At 65.3% G+C, this 17,485-nt stretch carries 18 protein-coding genes and 1 pseudogene; 5 read left to right on the top strand and 14 right to left on the bottom strand.

The window, feature by feature from the left end:
- Nucleotides 1–72: 72 nt before the first annotated feature.
- Nucleotides 73–879, bottom strand: coding sequence for a transporter substrate-binding domain-containing protein (locus AT701_RS17205; protein ID WP_058126282.1), 807 nt, complete (start codon nucleotides 877–879; stop codon nucleotides 73–75).
- Nucleotides 880–1,038: 159 nt separating this feature from the next.
- Between AT701_RS17205 and AT701_RS17200 the strand changes: the two genes are divergently transcribed.
- Entirely contained in the window at nucleotides 1,039–1,599 is a 561-nt protein-coding gene (locus AT701_RS17200; protein ID WP_058126281.1) for a hypothetical protein, read from the top strand.
- A gap of 33 nt (nucleotides 1,600–1,632) precedes the next feature.
- Here the strand turns inward: AT701_RS17200 and AT701_RS17195 are convergent, their stop codons facing one another.
- Nucleotides 1,633–3,021 carry an L-serine ammonia-lyase gene (locus AT701_RS17195; protein ID WP_058126280.1) on the bottom strand — a complete coding sequence of 463 codons (1,389 nt, stop codon included), beginning with the start codon at nucleotides 3,019–3,021 and terminating at the stop codon, nucleotides 1,633–1,635.
- A gap of 205 nt (nucleotides 3,022–3,226) precedes the next feature.
- A complete protein-coding gene (locus tag AT701_RS35265; protein ID WP_003894882.1) occupies nucleotides 3,227–3,382 on the bottom strand; it encodes a hypothetical protein in 156 nt (51 codons plus the stop codon).
- A 334-nt stretch (nucleotides 3,383–3,716) separates the two neighbouring features.
- On the opposite strand from AT701_RS35265, the gene AT701_RS17185 reads away from it, so the two are divergent.
- Nucleotides 3,717–5,069: an alpha/beta hydrolase-fold protein gene (locus tag AT701_RS17185; RefSeq protein WP_011729067.1), complete on the top strand. Its 1,353-nt coding sequence runs from the start codon at nucleotides 3,717–3,719 to the stop codon at nucleotides 5,067–5,069.
- An 11-nt stretch (nucleotides 5,070–5,080) separates the two neighbouring features.
- On the opposite strand, the gene AT701_RS17180 is transcribed toward AT701_RS17185, so the two are convergent.
- From AT701_RS17180 to AT701_RS17170, 3 genes are all read right to left on the bottom strand, one after another.
- Nucleotides 5,081–5,659: an ATPase gene (locus AT701_RS17180; protein WP_058126279.1), complete on the bottom strand. Its 579-nt coding sequence runs from the start codon at nucleotides 5,657–5,659 to the stop codon at nucleotides 5,081–5,083.
- 25 nt (nucleotides 5,660–5,684) lie between these two features.
- On the bottom strand, nucleotides 5,685–6,077 hold the full coding sequence (locus tag AT701_RS17175) for a ParD-like family protein (RefSeq protein ID WP_003894879.1): 393 nt from the start codon (nucleotides 6,075–6,077) through the stop codon (nucleotides 5,685–5,687).
- A gap of 63 nt (nucleotides 6,078–6,140) precedes the next feature.
- Nucleotides 6,141–6,770 (bottom strand): FKBP-type peptidyl-prolyl cis-trans isomerase, encoded by a 630-nt coding sequence (locus AT701_RS17170; RefSeq protein ID WP_003894878.1) that lies wholly within the window; start codon nucleotides 6,768–6,770, stop codon nucleotides 6,141–6,143.
- Between the two features lie 363 nt (nucleotides 6,771–7,133).
- Here AT701_RS17170 and AT701_RS17165 point away from each other — a divergent pair, with 363 nt between their 5' ends.
- Complete coding sequence (locus AT701_RS17165; RefSeq protein ID WP_430929663.1) at nucleotides 7,134–8,708, top strand: GMC family oxidoreductase; 1,575 nt, start codon at nucleotides 7,134–7,136, stop codon at nucleotides 8,706–8,708.
- 1 nt (nucleotide 8,709) lies between these two features.
- Here AT701_RS17165 and AT701_RS17160 read toward each other — a convergent pair whose 3' ends face one another.
- From AT701_RS17160 to AT701_RS17140, 6 genes and pseudogenes are all read right to left on the bottom strand, one after another.
- Nucleotides 8,710–9,315: a class I SAM-dependent methyltransferase gene (locus AT701_RS17160; RefSeq protein WP_003894876.1), complete on the bottom strand. Its 606-nt coding sequence runs from the start codon at nucleotides 9,313–9,315 to the stop codon at nucleotides 8,710–8,712.
- 173 nt (nucleotides 9,316–9,488) lie between these two features.
- Nucleotides 9,489–10,607: an acyltransferase family protein gene (locus AT701_RS17155; RefSeq protein WP_003894875.1), complete on the bottom strand. Its 1,119-nt coding sequence runs from the start codon at nucleotides 10,605–10,607 to the stop codon at nucleotides 9,489–9,491.
- 676 nt (nucleotides 10,608–11,283) lie between these two features.
- Nucleotides 11,284–11,403 (bottom strand): annotated as a pseudogene (locus tag AT701_RS35770) (nuclear transport factor 2 family protein); the annotation flags it as partial.
- Between the two features lie 26 nt (nucleotides 11,404–11,429).
- Nucleotides 11,430–12,749 carry an IS256 family transposase gene (locus AT701_RS17150; protein ID WP_011727856.1) on the bottom strand — a complete coding sequence of 440 codons (1,320 nt, stop codon included), beginning with the start codon at nucleotides 12,747–12,749 and terminating at the stop codon, nucleotides 11,430–11,432.
- A gap of 109 nt (nucleotides 12,750–12,858) precedes the next feature.
- Nucleotides 12,859–13,155, bottom strand: coding sequence for a nuclear transport factor 2-like protein (locus tag AT701_RS17145; protein WP_223495626.1), 297 nt, complete (start codon nucleotides 13,153–13,155; stop codon nucleotides 12,859–12,861).
- A 59-nt stretch (nucleotides 13,156–13,214) separates the two neighbouring features.
- Entirely contained in the window at nucleotides 13,215–14,135 is a 921-nt protein-coding gene (locus tag AT701_RS17140) for an MBL fold metallo-hydrolase (protein ID WP_058126277.1), read from the bottom strand.
- 173 nt (nucleotides 14,136–14,308) lie between these two features.
- Between AT701_RS17140 and AT701_RS17135 the strand changes: the two genes are divergently transcribed.
- Nucleotides 14,309–15,160, top strand: a complete 852-nt coding sequence (locus AT701_RS17135) for an oxidoreductase (RefSeq protein WP_058126276.1) — start codon at nucleotides 14,309–14,311, stop codon at nucleotides 15,158–15,160.
- A 24-nt stretch (nucleotides 15,161–15,184) separates the two neighbouring features.
- Nucleotides 15,185–15,799: a TetR/AcrR family transcriptional regulator gene (locus tag AT701_RS17130; RefSeq protein WP_058126275.1), complete on the top strand. Its 615-nt coding sequence runs from the start codon at nucleotides 15,185–15,187 to the stop codon at nucleotides 15,797–15,799.
- A gap of 1 nt (nucleotide 15,800) precedes the next feature.
- Here AT701_RS17130 and AT701_RS17125 read toward each other — a convergent pair whose 3' ends face one another.
- Nucleotides 15,801–16,655, bottom strand: a complete 855-nt coding sequence (locus AT701_RS17125) for a class I SAM-dependent methyltransferase (RefSeq protein ID WP_011729056.1) — start codon at nucleotides 16,653–16,655, stop codon at nucleotides 15,801–15,803.
- 27 nt (nucleotides 16,656–16,682) lie between these two features.
- A complete protein-coding gene (locus AT701_RS17120; RefSeq protein ID WP_011729055.1) occupies nucleotides 16,683–17,465 on the bottom strand; it encodes an IclR family transcriptional regulator in 783 nt (260 codons plus the stop codon).
- Nucleotides 17,466–17,485: the final 20 nt, after the last annotated feature.

Raw genomic sequence — 17,485 nt, 5'->3', positions numbered from 1 at the left:
TCCTTCTCGCACCGATCTACCGTGCGATCGGCAGAATATCCCCAGCGACGCTCGGACAAACGCGTTCGCGTATCACGGCCCGACGACGCGGCCCAGCCACTTCTGGCTGATCCGGTCGTAGGTGCCGTCGTGCTGGACGATGTTGAGCCACTCGTCGACCCACCGGGCGGTATCAATCGCCGCGGCCGGCAGAAGGTACGCCTTCTGCTCGAACGTGAACGGTCGATCGGTGGACACACCACACAGCGTGCGGTCCTGCGCGGTCTGGAACCGTATCTCGCTGGCGTCGGTGATCATCGCGTCCGCGTGTCCGGCGCTGATCTCGCCGAAAATGGTGTTGTTGTCGGGATGGTCGATGATCGTGGCCTGTTTGAGGTTGCCTTTCGCGAACTCCTCGTTGGTGCCACCGGGATTGACGACGACGCGTGTACCCGGACGATCGATGTCCTGCAGCGAACGGAATCGTGACGCGTCGGCACAGCGCACGATGGCGGCTTTGCCGTCGCGCAGGTACGGCGCCGAGTACACCGCCTCCTGCGCGCGTTTCAGCGTGATGCTGATGCCGCCCATCGCGATGTCGCACCGGTCGTTGAGGTCGCCGACCAGGTTGGCCCACGTCGTCTGCACCATGTCGACCTCGACGCCGAGGCGACGTGCCATATCGTCGGCGAGGTCGATGTCCATCCCGCTCCAGGCTCCCTGCGGGTCACGGAAGGTGAACGGGCGGTAGTCGCCGGTGCTGCAGACTCTCAGGGTCTTCGATTCGGTGATGTGCCGGAGGGGGCTCGGGTCTGGCGTCGGTTCCGATGTGCACCCTGCGGCCAGTGTGGACAGCGACAGCAGGGCGGCACAGAAGATGGTCGCTTGTCTGAGGCGCACGTATTCAGGCTCTCACGACTGTCTGAGGGGCCGCTGTGCCGACGCAACACAACCTGACCTGTGGGCGCGGGTGAACCGAATGTGCGACGATGCCCAGGTGCCCAGCCGCGAAAGTTGCGGTAGGCCCCGACACTGACGGCAGAAAGGACGGCCGGATACATGACCGTAAGGCGTGGTCGCGGGCGGTCCCGCGGCGTGGCACCACTGGCGATTGCCGGGTTGTCCGTGGTCGGTCTCGTCATGGCGGCACCTGCCGCGGCCGATCCGGTGCCGGATCCTGCTCCGCCGGGTCCTGCCGTCGCTGCTCCCGGTCAGCCGATCGTCGAGCCTGCCGAGGGCTCCGCGCTTCCGCCCGCGCCGCCGCCGGTCGGTCCTCCGCCGGTGCCCGAGATGGCGAACCCGATGTACGGGTCGGGTCAGTCCGGCTCAGGCCCGTTGGGCTCGCTCCGGGACCTGTGGCACCAGGCCCGCGATCCCGGAGGCATGCAGTTGGCTCCCACCGGCGGTGTCGCGCCGCCGCCCGGCGCGGGTGCACCTCCGCCGCTGCCGCCCGGGTACGTCTCGATCAACGCTCCGGGCTCCGAGACGCCGGTGACCGAAGACCCGGCGGGTGATGCAGGCGGTCCGCCGCTGCCGCCCGGCTACTACCCGCTCGACGGTCCGCCGCCACCGGGCTACGAGTACAACTCGCCGGCCCCAGCGGCGCCGCCGGTCCCGTAGGCCCGCGCCGGCCGGGTTCGCGGTCGCGGGTGCTCAGCACTCCACGACGTTCACCGGCACGGCCGTCGCCAGTCCACCGGTCGATGTCTCCTTGTACTTGGCACTCATGTCACGCCCGGTGCTGCGCATCGTCTCGATCACCTGGTCGAGGCTCACGCGGTGAGTTCCGTCGCCGCGCAACGCCATTCGCGCTGCGTTGATCGCCTTTCCCGCCGAGATGGCGTTGCGTTCTATGCACGGGATCTGCACCAGACCCCCGATCGGGTCGCAGGTCAGTCCCAGGCTGTGTTCCATGGCGATCTCGGCGGCGTTCTCGACCTGCGCGGGCGTGCCTCCGAGGATTTCGGCGAGCCCGGCAGCGGCCATGGAGGCCGCAGAACCGACCTCTCCCTGACATCCGACCTCCGCGCCCGAGATCGAGGCGCGTTCTTTGTACAACGAGCCGATCGCCCCAGCGGTCAGGAGGAATCGGACGCTCGCGTCGTCGGGGTCCGCCGCGCCCTGGGGTGTGTAGTGCAGTGCGTAGTAGAGGACTGCCGGGATGATGCCGGCGGCGCCGTTGGTGGGAGCGGTGACGATGCGGCCGCCGGACGCGTTCTCCTCGTTGACTGCAAGCGCGACAAGGTTGACCCAGTCTTCGGCGTAGACGGGGTCCCGGCCGGGATCGTCGGTGAGTAGGCGTTGGTACCAGTCGCGGGCACGCCGGCGCACCCTCAACGTGCCGGGGAGGAAGCCGTCGCGGGTGATCCCGCGCTCCATGCATTCGAACATCACGTCGCGGATGTGCAGCAGACGCGCCCTGACCTCATCCTCGCTTCTGGTCTCGGTTTCGAACGCGAGCATGACCGAGCTGATGGGGGAGTCGAATTTGTCGGCGAGGGCCAGCAATTCGGCAGCGGAGCTGAACGTGACGTCGCCGTCTTCCGATCCGTGACTTTGCCCGAGTTCGTCGGCACCTTCGGCGACGATGAAACCTCCGCCGACCGAGAAGTATGTCTGCGCATGTAGCGGGCGCCCGTCGGATCCGGCCGCGGACAACCGCATACCGTTGGAGTGCGTGGGCAGGACAGTCTCGGGATGTAACCGGATGTCGTTCTCGGAAAGCGTGATCTCGACACGTCCACCGACGCGGATGCGGCCTTCGGCGCGTATTTGCTCGATGCGCCGGTCCTTGGATTCTGATTCGATCGTCTCGGGCCGAGAACCCTCCAGACCCAAGAGAATTGCCGACATGGTCCCGTGGCCCGCGCCGGTCGCGGCCAGCGATCCATAGAGGTCGACGTCGATGGTTGCGACCGCATTGAGCGCACCGATGGCGTCGAGCTCGTCGGCAAACCGCGCGGCCGCTCGCATGGGGCCCACGGTGTGCGAACTCGAGGGACCGATACCGACGCTGAACAGATCGAACACGCTGACGGTCATCGGACGCCGGACCTCACTAGGCCAAGACACAACATTTCCGGCACTCCGTCCTTTCGCCGTCCTTTCGCCGCTGAACCTGGCTGTCTGCCAGTCGTGTTTCCAGGCTAGTCCGAAGAACCGGTGGCCCGCCGCAACAACGAGGACACGGCGGGTAGGCCCTGATGGGGCACGCAGCGCCGCGTGTGCGCGGCGCTGCGTGCTCAGGTCAGAACCAGACTTTTCGTCCGCCCACGGGGCGACCGACGGCGCCGAGGATCCACAGGATGACGCCCACGACGACCAGGATGCCGCCGATGGTGTACAGGATCGAAAGGCTCGTGAAGTAGCCGATCAAGAGAAGGATGATGCCGAGGACAATCATTGCTGAATCCGTTCTGACTTGTGGTCATCCAGTTGTTGGATAAATTGACGCCAACAGAATTACCGTTTCGGCTGCGGTTCAAACCAAAAGCATTTTTTGGGCTCAACTGCCGATCAGCCGGCTGCGGTTTGCTGAATCCGAGGCGACGGCACCGGCCCGGCATCGGGAGGACGGTGTCGGTTTCACGGTCGATCGACGCCCTGCGCCCGCCAGGACCGCCCAACGAGTCCGGCAATGCTTTGGAACGCGGACGATTCTCCTTCCCCCATGCCTAGACTCGTGGGCGCCAGACGAATCGGCAGTGTCGTCAATTCGACATCTGAGGAGGGGACGTATGGTCAGGACGCATACGGTAGCCGCGGGGGAGACGTTGTCCGGCTTGGCGTTGCGGTTCTACGGCGAAGCCGATCTGTATCCGCTGATCGCGACAGCCAGCGGCATTCCGGATCCCGGCGTCATCGCGGTGGGCCAGAGGCTCATCTTTCCCGACTTCGTGCGGCACACGGTGGTCCCTGGGGAGACGTTGTCGGATGTGGCCGCGCGGTTCTACGCCGATGCCGCCCTGGCGCCGCTGATCGCCGCTGCGAGCGGTATCGCGCCGACCACAGATGCCGAGGCCGGACAGCGACTGGTCATCCCGGACATCACGCGATACCCCGTGGTCGCCGGGGACACGCTGTCGGCGCTCGCCACACGGTTCTATGGAGATTCGGCGTTCTATCCGTTGATCGCCGCGGTCAACGGCATACCGAACCCCAACGTCATAGAGGTCGGCCGGGTGCTGTTGATATTTGCCGGGCGAAGTGACGGCTTCGGCCTGCGCATCGTCGACCGCAACGAGAGCGATCCTCGCCTGTGGTACTACCGCTTCCAGACCGCGGCGGTCGGCTGGAACCCCGGCATCAACGTGTTGCTGCCGGACGACTATCGCACCAGCGGTAAGACCTACCCCGTGCTGTATCTGCTTCACGGAGGTGGGGACCAGGACTTCCGCACGTTCGACTTCCTCGGCATCAGGAACTGGACCGCGGGCAAACCCATCATCGTGGTGATGCCGGACGGCGGGCATGCCGGTTGGTACTCCAATCCGGTGGCATCCTTTGTCGGGCCGCGAAACTGGGAGACCTTCCACATCGCGCAGTTGCTGCCATGGGTCGAGGCGAACTTCCGTACGTATGCCGAGTACGACGGACGCGCGGTCGCCGGGTTCTCGATGGGCGGGTTCGGCGCGCTGAAGTACGCCGCCAAGTACTACGGCCATTTCGCTTCGGTGAGCAGCCATTCCGGGCCGGCGAGCCTGCGGCGCGATTTCGGTTTGGTGGTCCACTGGGCGAATCTGACCTCGGCGGTGCTGGATCTCGGTGGCGGTACCGTCTACGGCGCTCCGCTGTGGGACCAGGCGCGGGTGAGCGCGGACAATCCGGTGGAACGAATCGAGAGCTACCGGAACAAGCGCGTGTTCCTCGTGGCCGGGACCAGTCCGGATCCGCTCAACTGGTTTGACAGCGTCAACGAGACCCAGGTGCTCGCCGGTCAGCGTGAATTCCGTGAGCGCCTCAGGGCCGCGGGCATTCCGCACGAGGCCCATGAGGTACCCGGGGGGCACATCTTCCGGCCCGAGATGTTCATCCGGGATCTCGACGGGATCATCGCCCGCCTGCGACCTGCCGCGGCCGTCGAAGTCTGAACCGCGACAATCTATTCGGGCCACCGCGAGGTGAGCACCTGGGGTGCCCACATTGGCCAGGCGGGCCGGCCCACAGCAAATCCGCCGGCGAGTTGGGCAACGATGCGCGGACCCCTGACGGCGCTGTTGTCATAGAACGTCGAGATGTCGGCGCGGGCGGCCGCCAGCGCGACGAGGGGCCAGAGTCGTTGGTGCCGTTCGCGGATCTTCTCCTCGGGCACATGGTGACCACCGGCTCGTACCCGGTGCTGCACGCGTAGGACGGCGAGATCCTCGGGGATCATCACCACGTGCATTACCACGGTGTATCCAGCCGCCTGCGCGGTGTCGATGAGCTGAAGTTTCGAGGGATGTGAGAACACCGTTTCGGCGATGAACGATTCACCGAGTTCGATCAGCTTGAGTCGGGTGTCGGAGGCGATGCGTGCGGCATCGTAGGAGTGCTCGGCCGGGGCGTGCGGCCAGCGACGCTTGGCGATCTCGTCGGCGTTGACGAACGCACTGCCCGTCAGCAGCGGGGCCAATGTGAGTTCGACGAAAGTGCTCTTGCCCGCGCCGTTGGGCCCAACGACGAGATCGAGTCGTTTCACCGGATCCCGTCACCGTCTGTGCCGATCACCGCTGCGCAGGAGCCAGCACGGTCGTGGTGCCGTCCGGTTGGTACCGCACGATGGCACCGTCGTCGTCGAGAGCGACGGTGGTCACGCCGCGCCCGGCGAGGACCTGGCCGTAATCGGTGTGTGCCAGATTCTCTTCGATGGCGGCGGAGATCTCGGCGTTGAACACGACGCCTTCCTCAGGAGTCAGATCGCGTAGCGCCAGGTCCCCGGCGAGCGCGGCTTCCACCCGGCGGCGGGCGGCGGTGTGTTGGCTCGACACCGCCCGCCCCACTCGTGCCCAATGGTCGAGTTGCTGCTTGGCCGACCTACTCTGACGTGCGCCTTCGGCCGCGGCGCTCTCCACCAGGTCTGCGGCGAAGCGAGTGACCCGATCTGCGGTCTCAGTCATGACACGCCTCCATGTAGCAGTCTGAAACGAGTGTAACAGACTGCTACACGGCTGTTCGGTTCGTCAGCTGGCGGCGTCGAGAATCTTGATCGCGAAGATCAGGGAGTCACCGGGCTCGATGCCTGCGGCCGGCTGACCGTTCGGGTATCCGTCCTCGGACGTCATCGCCACGGCGACCGTGGAACCGACCGTCTGGCCCGCGATGGCCTTCTGGAATCCGGCCACCACCCCGTTGAGCGGGAAGTCGACCGGCGCGCCGCGCTCATAGCTGCTGTCGAACACCGTTCCGTCGCGGCCGTTGACACCCATGTAGCAAACCAGAACTGTGGCGTTGTCCGCGACGACGGGTCCTTCGCCCGGCTGCAGGGTCTTGACCTGGGTTTCGGTCACGCTGAACGGCCCGTTGACGTTGATCACCGGTGCCGCGGCGTCGGTGGATCCGGTGACCTCGACACTGCCGGTGGCTCCGGACAGCGTCCACTCCGGAGCGGCGGCGTCCTGGGGCGCGGCGGTCGGGCACGTACTGGCAGCGGGTGCCGCAGTCTCGGTTGAACTGGACGTGACCAGCTCGGCAACAGTCGACGAACCGGCCGGTGACGTGCTTGACGAAGCGGTGTCCGAGTCGGAGCCGCAAGCGGCGAGGGGCATGGCAAGCGACGCGGCGCAGGCCGCGATGGCGACGGAGGAAGACACGCGATAGTTCACCGGCGATACGCTACAGCCGCAGCTGTCTGCCGACGCCGTTACCCCAGATATCGGCCAGTTTGCTCGCGGCCCGTCGGATCGGGACACGTGCGGGGTTGTGGTGTTGATTCTCCGCGCCCGCTGCGGACGCGCAGACGCGGCATGCAATTCGTGTATGCGTCATGACGGGGTCACATGGCCACGCGCGGAGATCTCAGTTTGACGCCACACGTGGAATATATTGTCGGAAACCGAAATTCACGGAAGACGTTCCATACGGCCTGAACCAAACCGCACGCCGACTCGTCTCGGCTTGATGTGAAGACAACTGACACATCAGATCTCGCGCGCACGAGAAATCTTCTGAGCCGTCTGGAGGCCGGTGACAGAGTCGACTACGACTTCATCGTGTGCGGGGCCGGCACCACGGGATCGGTGGTGGCACGCCGACTTGCCGAGGGGCTCGGCGCCTCCGTCCTGCTGCTCGAGGCCGGAGGCGACGACGACGTCGAGAGCATCATGGATCCGCAGCGGTGGCCGGCGAACCTGGGAACCGAACGAGACTGGGGGTTCGTCGCAGAGGAGAACGTCCATCTGAACAATCGTGCACTTCCCATGTCCATGGGCAAGGTGCTCGGCGGTGGTTCGAGTATCAACGTGATGTGCTGGGCGCGCGGACACAAGGCGGACTGGAACTTCTTCGCAGCAGAGGCCGGGGATCCTGCGTGGGGTTACGACAACGTGCTGGAGATCTACCGCAGCGTCGAGAACTGGACAGGCACACCGGATCCCGTGCGGCGTGGCACCCGAGGTCCGGTACACGTGGAACCGATACCCGACCCCCAGCCCTGTGCGGTTGCGACAATAGAGGCGGCGAAGTCCCTTGGGTTACCCGCCTACGACAGCCCGAACGGCGCGATGATGGAGGGTCCCGGGGGAGCGGCCATGCTGGAGGTCTTGACCAAAGACGGTCGACGACAGTCGATCTACCGCGCGTATGTCGTCCCGGTTCTCGGGCGCGTCGACCTGACCGTGTTGACCGGCGCCGTGGTGCAACGGATCGTCGTGGTCGGCCGGCGTGCCACCGCTGTCGAGGTCAAGATCGGAGGGAAGGTGCACGAAATCACGGCCAGATCCGAGGTGATCGTGTCGCTCGGTGCGATCAACACCCCGAAGGTGCTCCTGCAGTCGGGTATCGGCGACGAGAGGCAACTGCGTTACTTCGGCATCCCTGTCAATGCCCACCTACCGGGCGTCGGCCGAAATCTGCAAGACCACTTGGCGTTTCCGGTCGAGTGGGAGTTCCCGCCGGGATGGGGCCCTGACGCCCGCGGGCAGGCCTGCATCTACTGGTCGAGCGAGTCGGGTCTTGCCGCACCGGACCAGTACGCCTGCTTCACCGGTATTCCCTTCGGCACACCCGAAACCGCCGAGCGGTTCCCACTGCCGGCTTCGGCGTGGTTTCTGTACGGCACGGTTGCCCGACCGCAGAGTCGTGGCACCGTCACATTGACCGGCCGCCACCCGGACGATCCGGTCGAAGTACACGCCAATTCCCTGGCACATCCCGAAGATGTTGCCAAGTCGCGCCAGTGCGTCGAATTCTTGCGCGAGTTTGGCAACGCCGCGGAGCTTCGGCCTTATGTGCGTCGCCCGGTCATGCCCGGTGACCTCGCCGGCCGGGATCTCGACGAATTCCTTCGCAACGCAGGTGGTTCGTTCTGGCACCAGGTCGGCACGGCGAAGATGGGCCGCGGCCCCATGTCGGTGGTCGATGCGCAACTGAAGGTCCACGGCCTCGACGGCCTGCGGGTGGCGGACGGATCGGTCTTGCCCCGGCTGACCACGGGTAACACGATGGCGCCGTGTGTCGTCATCGGCGAACTGGCGTCGCAGGCACTCATTGCCGAGCACCGGGGATCGGTGCCCCGCCCGGTGACCGCGTGATCTACGCGCGACGCAGAATTGCGACGAGGAAGTCGGAGTCCTCGCTGAACGGGCGCACATCCCAGGTGGACAGCAGCTGATCCGGGGTGAACTCGGCCCCTTTCGCGTCGGCGAGGAACTCCTCGAACCCGTAGTCGCGGCCTGCACCGAAACCGATCACGGCGCGGCCGTTGTCGGTCAAGTGGGCGCGAAGTCGGGACAGCACCTGGGCCCGGGTGCTCGGCGCGAGGAAGGTCATCACATTGCCGGCGGACACGATGATGTCGAAAGGTTCGGTGATCCCGCGTACCGGCAAATCGAGTTCGGCGAGATCACCGACCAGCCAGCGCGGTCCCGGGTAGTCCTCCTCGGCAGCGGCGATCAGGGCCGGGTCGACATCGACACCCACCACACGATGCCCCACACCTGCCAGGTATCCGCCCAGCCGACCGGGTCCGCAGCCCGCGTCGAGGATGTGGGCGTTTCGCGGTGCCATGGCATCCACAAGACGGGCCTCGCCGAAGAGGTCTTCACCAGCGCGCGCCAGGGAGCGGAAGCGTTCGATGTACCACTGCGAATGCCCGGGATCGGCCGCGACCTTCTGCATCCAGAGACTCTGCTCGACCATCCCCGCATTGTCTCAGTTCGGGTGGCCGTGAGAGCGGGGCGGTCGCTGGATCGCAAGGGGCGACCGTTCCTTCACTTCGCTGGCGATGCACCATCTCGGTTGGGGGGTGGTGGCTGCCATCGGCGCGACGGGTGTCCCGGTCGCGGAAGGTCCGGTCCGCGGTGCGGCTCTGCTCAGGTGGCGTGCTCGCCGGGGGCGACGGACTGTTCGGCGGGCGCTTCCAGGTTTCCTGTCTCAACGGCCGCTCTGGAACGAGCCTCGGGTGCGACCGGTTTCGCGGACTTGCGGAAAATCCGACCCTTCAGGTTGGACGCACGTTTCTCCACCAGGAACCAGCTTCCGGCCGCCACCGGAAGCACGGCCACGGTAGAGAGGCCGAAGAACAGGAATGGGTTGAGGGCCGCCAGACCGAAGGTGGCCAGCAGCTGCTGGACCGGGAATGCGTAGATGTACACGCCGTACGAGAGGTCGTTCTGCAACCGCGATCGCTTCACAAGCGCGCCGGACACGATGATCGCGTAGGCCAACGGGAGGGCGCCGATGACGCGATAGTTGTGGGTGAATGAGGATGCCACGACAATCGCGGCGCTCAGCCCGACCAGCCACCAATTCGCGGGGATCTTGTGCTGGTACTTGTAAAACATCGCGCCGGCGAGGAAGACGACGGCGAACCTTGCAAGCATCTGCGCCATGCTGTAGCCGGGCGGTGTGTAAGAGACGTAGGCGCACCAGCAGACCGCCGCAACGAACAAGACTGGAATTGTCCACCGGCGCTTGAGCAATCCGATGAAGCCGAGGACGGAGACCATGAGGTCACACAGCAGCACGAAGAACAGTGTCCAGATCGAGCCATTCCAGACACCGGGATACGGCACGTCAACAGGGGTCCCGTCGATACCGAAATACGCAATGTTCAACACCGCGTTGTTCAGCACATATGCGATCTCAGACGACAGGGAGACAGCGGTGTCTGTGGCCTTCGCGGCAATCGGAGCAGCGATGAAGGCGATGACCGCAAGACACACCCAGAGGCCCGGGAAGATGCGCAGACTCCGAGATGCCCAGTACTCCTTGAGGTAGGGACGGCGGATCCAGGCCGCAGTGATCAGAAACCCGGAAATGACGAAAAATCCATCGGCGAACATGTCGCTGAGCAACCGCACCGCCGGCTCATACTGAATCTCTCGTCCGGTCAGCGGCCAAGAATGCCAGAAGACCACGCCTATCGCGAGGAAGAGGCGCCACAACGTCAATGCGTTCCTGCGGCGATCGAAGACCTCCGAAAGACTCATAATCCCCCCGCGTCAGCGATGTTTGCCTTCGGACATAGTGGCACATATGTCTTCGGTGTCCACTCGGAACCATCTAGGCAAATTCTCCGCGGTGGGCAGGCCTTTCGTCACAGACGCCCATTGCCTTTGCTGGATACTCCGACTCGCGGTCTTGGAGCGGACGGGAGTGTGTCAGGGCTGAATCTCGCAGCTAACGCCAACGCAACAATGCAATCCTTTGGCCACGCTCAGCGGTTGCTGGCGACTTGCCCGCAATGTCTCTGGGTGTGGCAGCACAAGATCATAAGCCAAGTTCATCGCAATGAGCGCATTTTGCTCACTGGGCGACAAGAATTTTGCATTGCAAACAATGGCATTCGTCCGGCAGAAGCTGTGAATGCGCATCCAAATGAGTGGCGGGAAGTCGGCGGTTGCTGACTGATTACAGCGGATGGTCCGCGCAGTTGCTTGAGCGACCGCGTCCGCGATCGGTACGGACGCACGGCATACACCAGATTCGGCGTTCTCTCAAGTTGCCACGACCACGCAGAGCCGTTGCGGAAACTCCGCTTGCGGCGTCCGGTGGTGCCGGGAACGCTGCTACGACGAGGGACGCTCACTCGCGAGCGGAGTGGCGCGGAGCGCTTGCGCGCACTGAACGCGGAGTGAGCGGCCGGCGCCGTTTTCCGCATTGTGCTCACCCAACACACGGTTCGATCGTCAGTCGGCTGATGTATGTCCCGTCGAGGGTGAAGCGGAATCGCAGATCGACGACGCCTCCGGGAAAGTCGCCTTCGAGATGCTGGGTCAGAGGAATTGTCAATACCTGTGGATCGGGGTGTTTCAGGCGACCTCCGTTCCGGCGTGCTGACCGCCGTCTGAGGGCGATGTTGGCGGGGTGATGTCGGTGGGTCGTTCGAGCAGTCTGCCTTTATGGAAGACCGCGCCGGCGCGGACCAGGGCGACCAGGTGTGGGGCGTTGACGGCACGCCAGCGGGCCGCGGCGGCGTCGATGAGCTTGTAGGCCATCGCTAGTCCGGCCGCTCGTGATCCGGGCCCCTTGGTGACCTTGGTCCTCAAACGCACTGTGGCAAAGGTGGATTCGATCGGATTCGTCGTTCGCAGATGAATCCAATGTTCGGCCGGATACTTGTAGAATTCCAGCAGCACATCGAGGTCGTCGGTGATCTTAGCGACCGCCTTGGGATACTTCGCGCCGAAGTCGGCCTCGAAGGCCTTGACCGCGATCTGGGCCTTGTCGATATCCTCGGCGTTGTAGATCTCCTTGATCGCCGCCAGCGCCGACGGGTGCGCTGATTTCGGCAGTGCAGCAAGAACATTGGCCTGCTTATGAAACCAGCACCGCTGCTCTTTGGTGGCCGGGAAAACCTCGCGGACTGCTTTCCAGAACCCGAGCGCGCCATCGCCGATCGCGAGTACGGGGGCGGTCATGCCGCGGCGCTTGCAGTCGCGCAACAGATCGGCCCACGACTCGGCCGACTCGCGGTAGCCGTCGGTGATCGCCACGAGCTCCTTGCGGCCATCAGCACGCACGCCCAGCATCACCAGCAGACAGAGCTTTTCCTGGTCCAGCCGCACCTTGAGGTGAATGCCGTCGACCCACAGATACACGTAATCAGTGGCCGAGAGGTCGCGGGCCCCAAACGCGCGGGCCTCGTCTTGCCACTGCGCCGTGAGCCGGGTGATCGTGCTGGCCGACAGCCCAGCGCCGGAGCCGAGGAACTGCTCGAGGGCAGGGGTGAAATCGTTGCTCGACAGGCCGTGCAGGTACAGCAGCGGCAGTACCTCGCTCATCTGCGGCGACTTGCGCGCCCAGGCCGGCAGGATCGCCGAGGAGAACCGCTTGCGTTCACCGGTGTCGGGGTCGACACGGCGGTCGTTGACCCGCGGCGCTTTCACCTGCACCGCGCCGGCGGCGGTCAGCACCTCCCGGGGCTGGTGATAGCCGTTTCGCACCACCAACCGGTGACCGTTCTCGTCGAGTTGATCGGCGAACTGCGCCACGTAGGCGGCGACCTCGGCCTGCAACGCCGCGGCCAGCATCTGCCGGGCCCCGTCGCGGACGATCTCATCCAACAACGACCGACCAGCACCGCTGGCCTTGTCGTTGGCGTCCTCGGTGTCGTGAACTACGGTGAGCATGGGCGTACCTTCCCAACCAGCGCGCCAACGCCGGTCTTGATCGAATACCTGATTCCGTGAAGATCATCCCCGGGAAGGTGCGCCCATCTTCACGCCCCCACACCGAGGCTCATCCACAGGTATTGATCATTGCTCGCTGGGTCACGTCGATGTGTGACTCGTCGCGGCGAGTCGCTTCGGTGAACTCGGTGGTGTAGCTGTACTTGGTGCTCACCCGCTGCATCCACGCGAGAATCTTGTCCCGACCGCGGTAGGTGTGGCCTTCGTCGGTGACGCTGGCGTCTTCGGTGAAGGCGCCAAGTGCCGTTGCGGTGTCATCTTTCGGGCGTGCGCCGAGGTAGGTGGCGACAGGTGCGGGAAGTTCGTCCCAGGTGAGGGCGGTCGGGGTGTTCTCGTCGGTCGTCATGACCTCCACCCTGGGGATTGCCCCAGGGGGAGGGTCAAGACGCCCAGGCGTTGATCGGGTCAGTAGTCCCAGACCGCGGGAACGCAGCGGAATGCGTCGCCCGCGGCCGCCACATGGCAGACCGACGGGAACGGCAGATGGGTGGCGACGAGGGACTCACCGGTTGCCGCAAGCTCGCGCAGCAGTTCGACGCGGACCCGGACGGATTCCTCCGGGTCGTGTTCGAACCCGTTGTGCCACTGAGGATTGTCGAACCCGGGCGCGAACACGGCGTCTCCGGCGAACGTGAGCCGATCCTCACCGGATGCCAGTCGTACGACACTGTGGCCGGGTGTGTGGCCGCCGGTGCGCGCGACGTGGACTCCTGGCGTGATGTCGTACTCGGAGTCGAATGTTTGGATCTGGCCGCGGTATTCGTCGAGGAAGCGACCGGCGATCGCACGCAGTGCCGGCGGAACCGGTGCGGGCATCTCGGTGTGCGAGAAATCCGGCGACTCCCAGAAGTTGGCCTCCGCGGACGCCACATGGATTCGCAGGTCCGGACGGAGTCTTTCTTTCAATCCGTGTGAGAGCAACCCGCCGATGTGGTCCATGTGGAGGTGGGTGAGAACCACGTCGGTCACGGCTGACGGATCGATACCGGCGGCCTCCAGGCGCGCGACGGTGCGCCCGGCACGCGGAAAGTCGGGAAACTCCACGCCCAGGCCCGCATCGACCAGGATGGTGCGGTCACCGCTGCGCACCACCACCACGTTCAGCGGCCAATCGAGGATGTCCTGAGGCAGGAAGCGGTCACTCAGCCAGGTGCGATACGTGTCGCTGTCGGCATTGGTTGCCATGGTGCTTGCGGTGATGGGCAGCACGCCGTCGCTGATCACGAGGACCTCGATGTCGCCGACCTGTACCGCGTAGCGCGACGGCACCAACTCGTCGATGGTCTGCGTCCCTGCGTGGGAAGTGTTGTCCGTACTGGTGGTCATGCTCGTCTCCTCTTGTAAGCCCGAAGACCCCGGACGAATGCCCTGGGCCTGCCTCGGAGAACGCATGCCGGGTCCGTCGGCTATCCGCGGTGCTGGACGTTCGGGAAAGACTTACTTGACACGGTGTAGATTATTATTTGACACTGTGTTGAGTAAGTTTTCGAGAGGACATCATGAAGACGTTTTTCATCAGCGGAGTGAGCAGCGGCCTGGGACAGGCCTTCGCGAACGGAGCCCTCGCTGCGGGGCACCGCGTTGTCGGCACCGTGCGCAAGGACACCGATGCCGCCGCTTTCGAATCGACCGCGCCGGACCGGGCGCACGCCCGTCAACTCGACGTCACCGACGACGCAGCCGTGACTGCGGTTGTCTCGGAAGTCGAGAAGAACATCGGGCCCATCGATGTGGTGATCGCCAACGCCGGCTACGGCGTCGAGGGCATCTTCGAGGAGACGCCGATCGCCGAGATGCGAGCCCAGTTCGCCACCAACGTCTTCGGCGTCGCTGCCACACTGCAAGCCGCACTTCCTTACCTGCGGGAGCGGCGCAAAGGGCATCTGATGGCAGTGACTTCGATGGGTGGACTCATGGCCGTCCCCGGCATGTCGGCATACTGCGCCAGCAAATTCGCCGTGGAGGGCATGCTGGAGAGCATCCGTAAAGAGATCAGCGGCTTCGGCATCCACGTCACCGCGATCGAACCGGGATCGTTCCGTACCGACTGGGCCGGCCGCTCGATGACCCGGGCGGACCGTTCCATCGCCGACTACGACGAACTGTTCGAACCCATCCGTGCTGCACGCCTCAAGGCCAGCGGAAACCAACTGGGCAACCCCGTCAAGGCCGCCGAAGCCGTCCTGGCGATACTGGACGAGCCTGAACCGCCGGCCCACCTGGTCCTGGGATCGGACGCGTTGAGGCTGGTCGGTGCGGCGCGCGCAGCGGTCGACGAGGACATCCGGCGCTGGGAAGAGCTCTCCCGCAGCACGGATTTCGCCGACGGCGCGCAACTCGCCTCGACGTAGGAGCCAACCGGCGAAGGGGAGACCGTGACCAAATCGTGGCCTTCGCGTCGGTCGACGCCGACGGTCCGCAAGGGTGATCTACGCGAACAACAGATCCTCGACGCCGCCGAGGATCTGTTGACGACCACCGGATACGCGGACATGACGGTCGCCGACATCGCCGAGTCGGTCGGGATCACCCGGGCGGCACTGTACTTCTACTTCGGTTCGAAGCAGGAGGTGCTCACGGCGTTGGTCGCCCGAACCGTACAGGTGCTGCGGGACAGGGCGGCCGGCGCCGCACGCGACCAGACCCGACCGGTCGACGAGGCGATCGGTGCTGCGCTGGAACGCACTGCGGAGCTGTGGCGCGACCACGGTCCGGTGATGCGGATGGCTGTGGACCTCGCGTCCACGGTCCCCGCGATCGACGAGTTGTGGTCCGAGGCCGCAGAGGTGTCCATCGACGCCATGGCCGATGTTCTGCGCCGGGCTGGTGTTCCCACTGGCACTGCGCCGGGGGATGCGCCTGGACTGGCGCGGGCTCTGTGCTGGATGATCGAGCGGACGTTCTACCAAGCATCCAAGATCTCCCCGGACGCGATCGCCGAAGCGAAGCTGACCTGTGAGACTGTGTGGCGGCAGGTGGCTGTCCGCTGAATCAACAGCGCGCGTGCACAATTCGGCTGGCACGCAACGCCCGCTCGTCGAGAACGGGTGCGCCGTGCGGATATCGGCCGATCAGCTCGTTGCCGGAGAGGTCCTCGACCACACGGAAGCCGAAGTCTGCCAACTGCCGGTGGAGTTCGTCGGAGGTGAGGTAGTTGACCAGGGGCTCGCCTGCGCGGGCGAGCCGAGCGGCGCGATTCTTCAGGTCGGCCCGGTCCTCGTCGGTTTCCGCGGGCTGGAGGTAGTCGAAGACAAGGTCGACGGGTCGGGCCTGCCCGGCGATGTAGTCGAGTGTGCTGCCGGCCGCATCGGGAGTCAGATAGAAGATCACGCCGAGCCAGACGAAGACCGCCGGTTCGGTGCGAGAGAACGAGGCGGACTCCAGTTCCGACGCCAGCGTCTGCGTCTCGAAATCGACCGGTACCAAGGTCGCGGTGGCGGGGATGTCGATCCCGGTGGCGGCGAGGCGCTCTCGCTTCCAGGCCTGCGTCTGTGGGTGATCCACCTCGAAGACGTGCACATCTGGATGCGAATTGCGGTACGCAGCGGTGTCCAGGCCGGCGCCGAGCACCACCACCTGACGCACACCCGCGGCCACGGCCCTGGCCGTCACATCATCGGCGAACCGGGAGCGTGCTGCGAAGAAGAGTCGGCGAGGCCGATCGCGGGCCACGGTCGCCGGGTGGCCCGCAGGGTGGCGTGAGAGGTCGTCGAGGTTGGCTTCCGTCACGCCGAGCAGGCGCGCGGCCAGGGGATCGGCGAAAATCGGCGGGCTGTCGGCGAACTGGTGACAGGCCCGCGCGTATGCCGTGGCGAGCGCTGTCCGGCTGGGTCCGGAGTTGTCCATGAACGTGAACGTACTCCGGCGGTATCGTCAGACCGTGATCAGGCGGGGGCGGGTCAGGCTTTCCGCGGCGTCACGCACAGCGGCGAGGATGGCTTCGCGTTCCTCGGCCGAACCAGTGGGATGCACGATGGATACACCGATGGCGAAGGTCGGTTCGCCGTTGCCGCCGGGGATGGGGATCGCCAATCCGAGAACGGTGGGATGCACTTCGCCGTCGTCGACGGCGTATCCGCGTTGGCGGGTCTGCTGGAGCTTTTCCTGCAATGTGGTCAGGGTCGCCGTCGACTTCTTGGTCAATCCGACGAAATTGGTTTCGTCCCAGTAGAGTTCGGCGACCTGTGTCGGTGTCAGCTCGGACAGCAGCGCGGTGCCGACCGCGGTCACAGAGGCGGGATAGCGGTCGCCGACGCGGGCGGACAACGGGAAACGCTGACGGCCTTCGAACACCGCAAGATAGAGCACGTGCGCTCCGTCGAGCATCGCGATCTGCACGAGTTGGTGCCGCAGCACCTCGGACTCCTCGCAGACACGGTAGAACTCACGAATCTGGTTGAAGCCGGACAGGAATGCACTGCCCAGTTCGACGGTGCGCCGGCCGAGCAGGTAGCCGCCGGTGCTCCGGCGCACCAGTCCGCCCTCCTCGAGGGCGGCGCACAGGTTGGACACCGATGACTTGGCGAGGCCGAGTTCGCGGGCGATCTCGGTGAGGGTGCGCGGTACCCCTCGTGCCTCCGCGAGAAGGTCAAGGATGCGGATGGAACGGGTGACCGCGGGCGAATTGCCGGCGGCGCGCTCAGCCTCGTCGGCCATTGCGTCTCCTCGGTTCGGGA

The sequence above is a fragment of the Mycolicibacterium smegmatis genome (genome assembly GCF_001457595.1).
Classification (GTDB): Bacteria; Actinomycetota; Actinomycetes; order Mycobacteriales; family Mycobacteriaceae; genus Mycobacterium; species Mycobacterium smegmatis.
The sequence above is the reverse complement of the archived record's forward strand: the minus strand, read 5'-3'. Positions and strand labels throughout refer to the sequence as shown.

Coding starts and splice junctions, on each gene's coding strand:
- AT701_RS17135 (WP_058126276.1), top strand. CDS start 14,309: ATGAAGACGTTTTTCATCAGCGGAGTGAGCAGCGGCCTGGGACAGGCC.
- AT701_RS17145 (WP_223495626.1), bottom strand. CDS start 13,155: ATGACGACCGACGAGAACACCCCGACCGCCCTCACCTGGGACGAACTT.
- AT701_RS17125 (WP_011729056.1), bottom strand. CDS start 16,655: ATGGACAACTCCGGACCCAGCCGGACAGCGCTCGCCACGGCATACGCG.
- AT701_RS17155 (WP_003894875.1), bottom strand. CDS start 10,607: ATGAGTCTTTCGGAGGTCTTCGATCGCCGCAGGAACGCATTGACGTTG.
- AT701_RS17195 (WP_058126280.1), bottom strand. CDS start 3,021: ATGACCGTCAGCGTGTTCGATCTGTTCAGCGTCGGTATCGGTCCCTCG.
- AT701_RS17140 (WP_058126277.1), bottom strand. CDS start 14,135: ATGACCACCAGTACGGACAACACTTCCCACGCAGGGACGCAGACCATC.
- AT701_RS17175 (WP_003894879.1), bottom strand. CDS start 6,077: ATGACTGAGACCGCAGATCGGGTCACTCGCTTCGCCGCAGACCTGGTG.
- AT701_RS17160 (WP_003894876.1), bottom strand. CDS start 9,315: ATGGTCGAGCAGAGTCTCTGGATGCAGAAGGTCGCGGCCGATCCCGGG.
- AT701_RS17120 (WP_011729055.1), bottom strand. CDS start 17,465: ATGGCCGACGAGGCTGAGCGCGCCGCCGGCAATTCGCCCGCGGTCACC.
- AT701_RS17185 (WP_011729067.1), top strand. CDS start 3,717: ATGGTCAGGACGCATACGGTAGCCGCGGGGGAGACGTTGTCCGGCTTG.
- AT701_RS17150 (WP_011727856.1), bottom strand. CDS start 12,749: ATGCTCACCGTAGTTCACGACACCGAGGACGCCAACGACAAGGCCAGC.
- AT701_RS35265 (WP_003894882.1), bottom strand. CDS start 3,382: ATGATTGTCCTCGGCATCATCCTTCTCTTGATCGGCTACTTCACGAGC.
- AT701_RS17200 (WP_058126281.1), top strand. CDS start 1,039: ATGACCGTAAGGCGTGGTCGCGGGCGGTCCCGCGGCGTGGCACCACTG.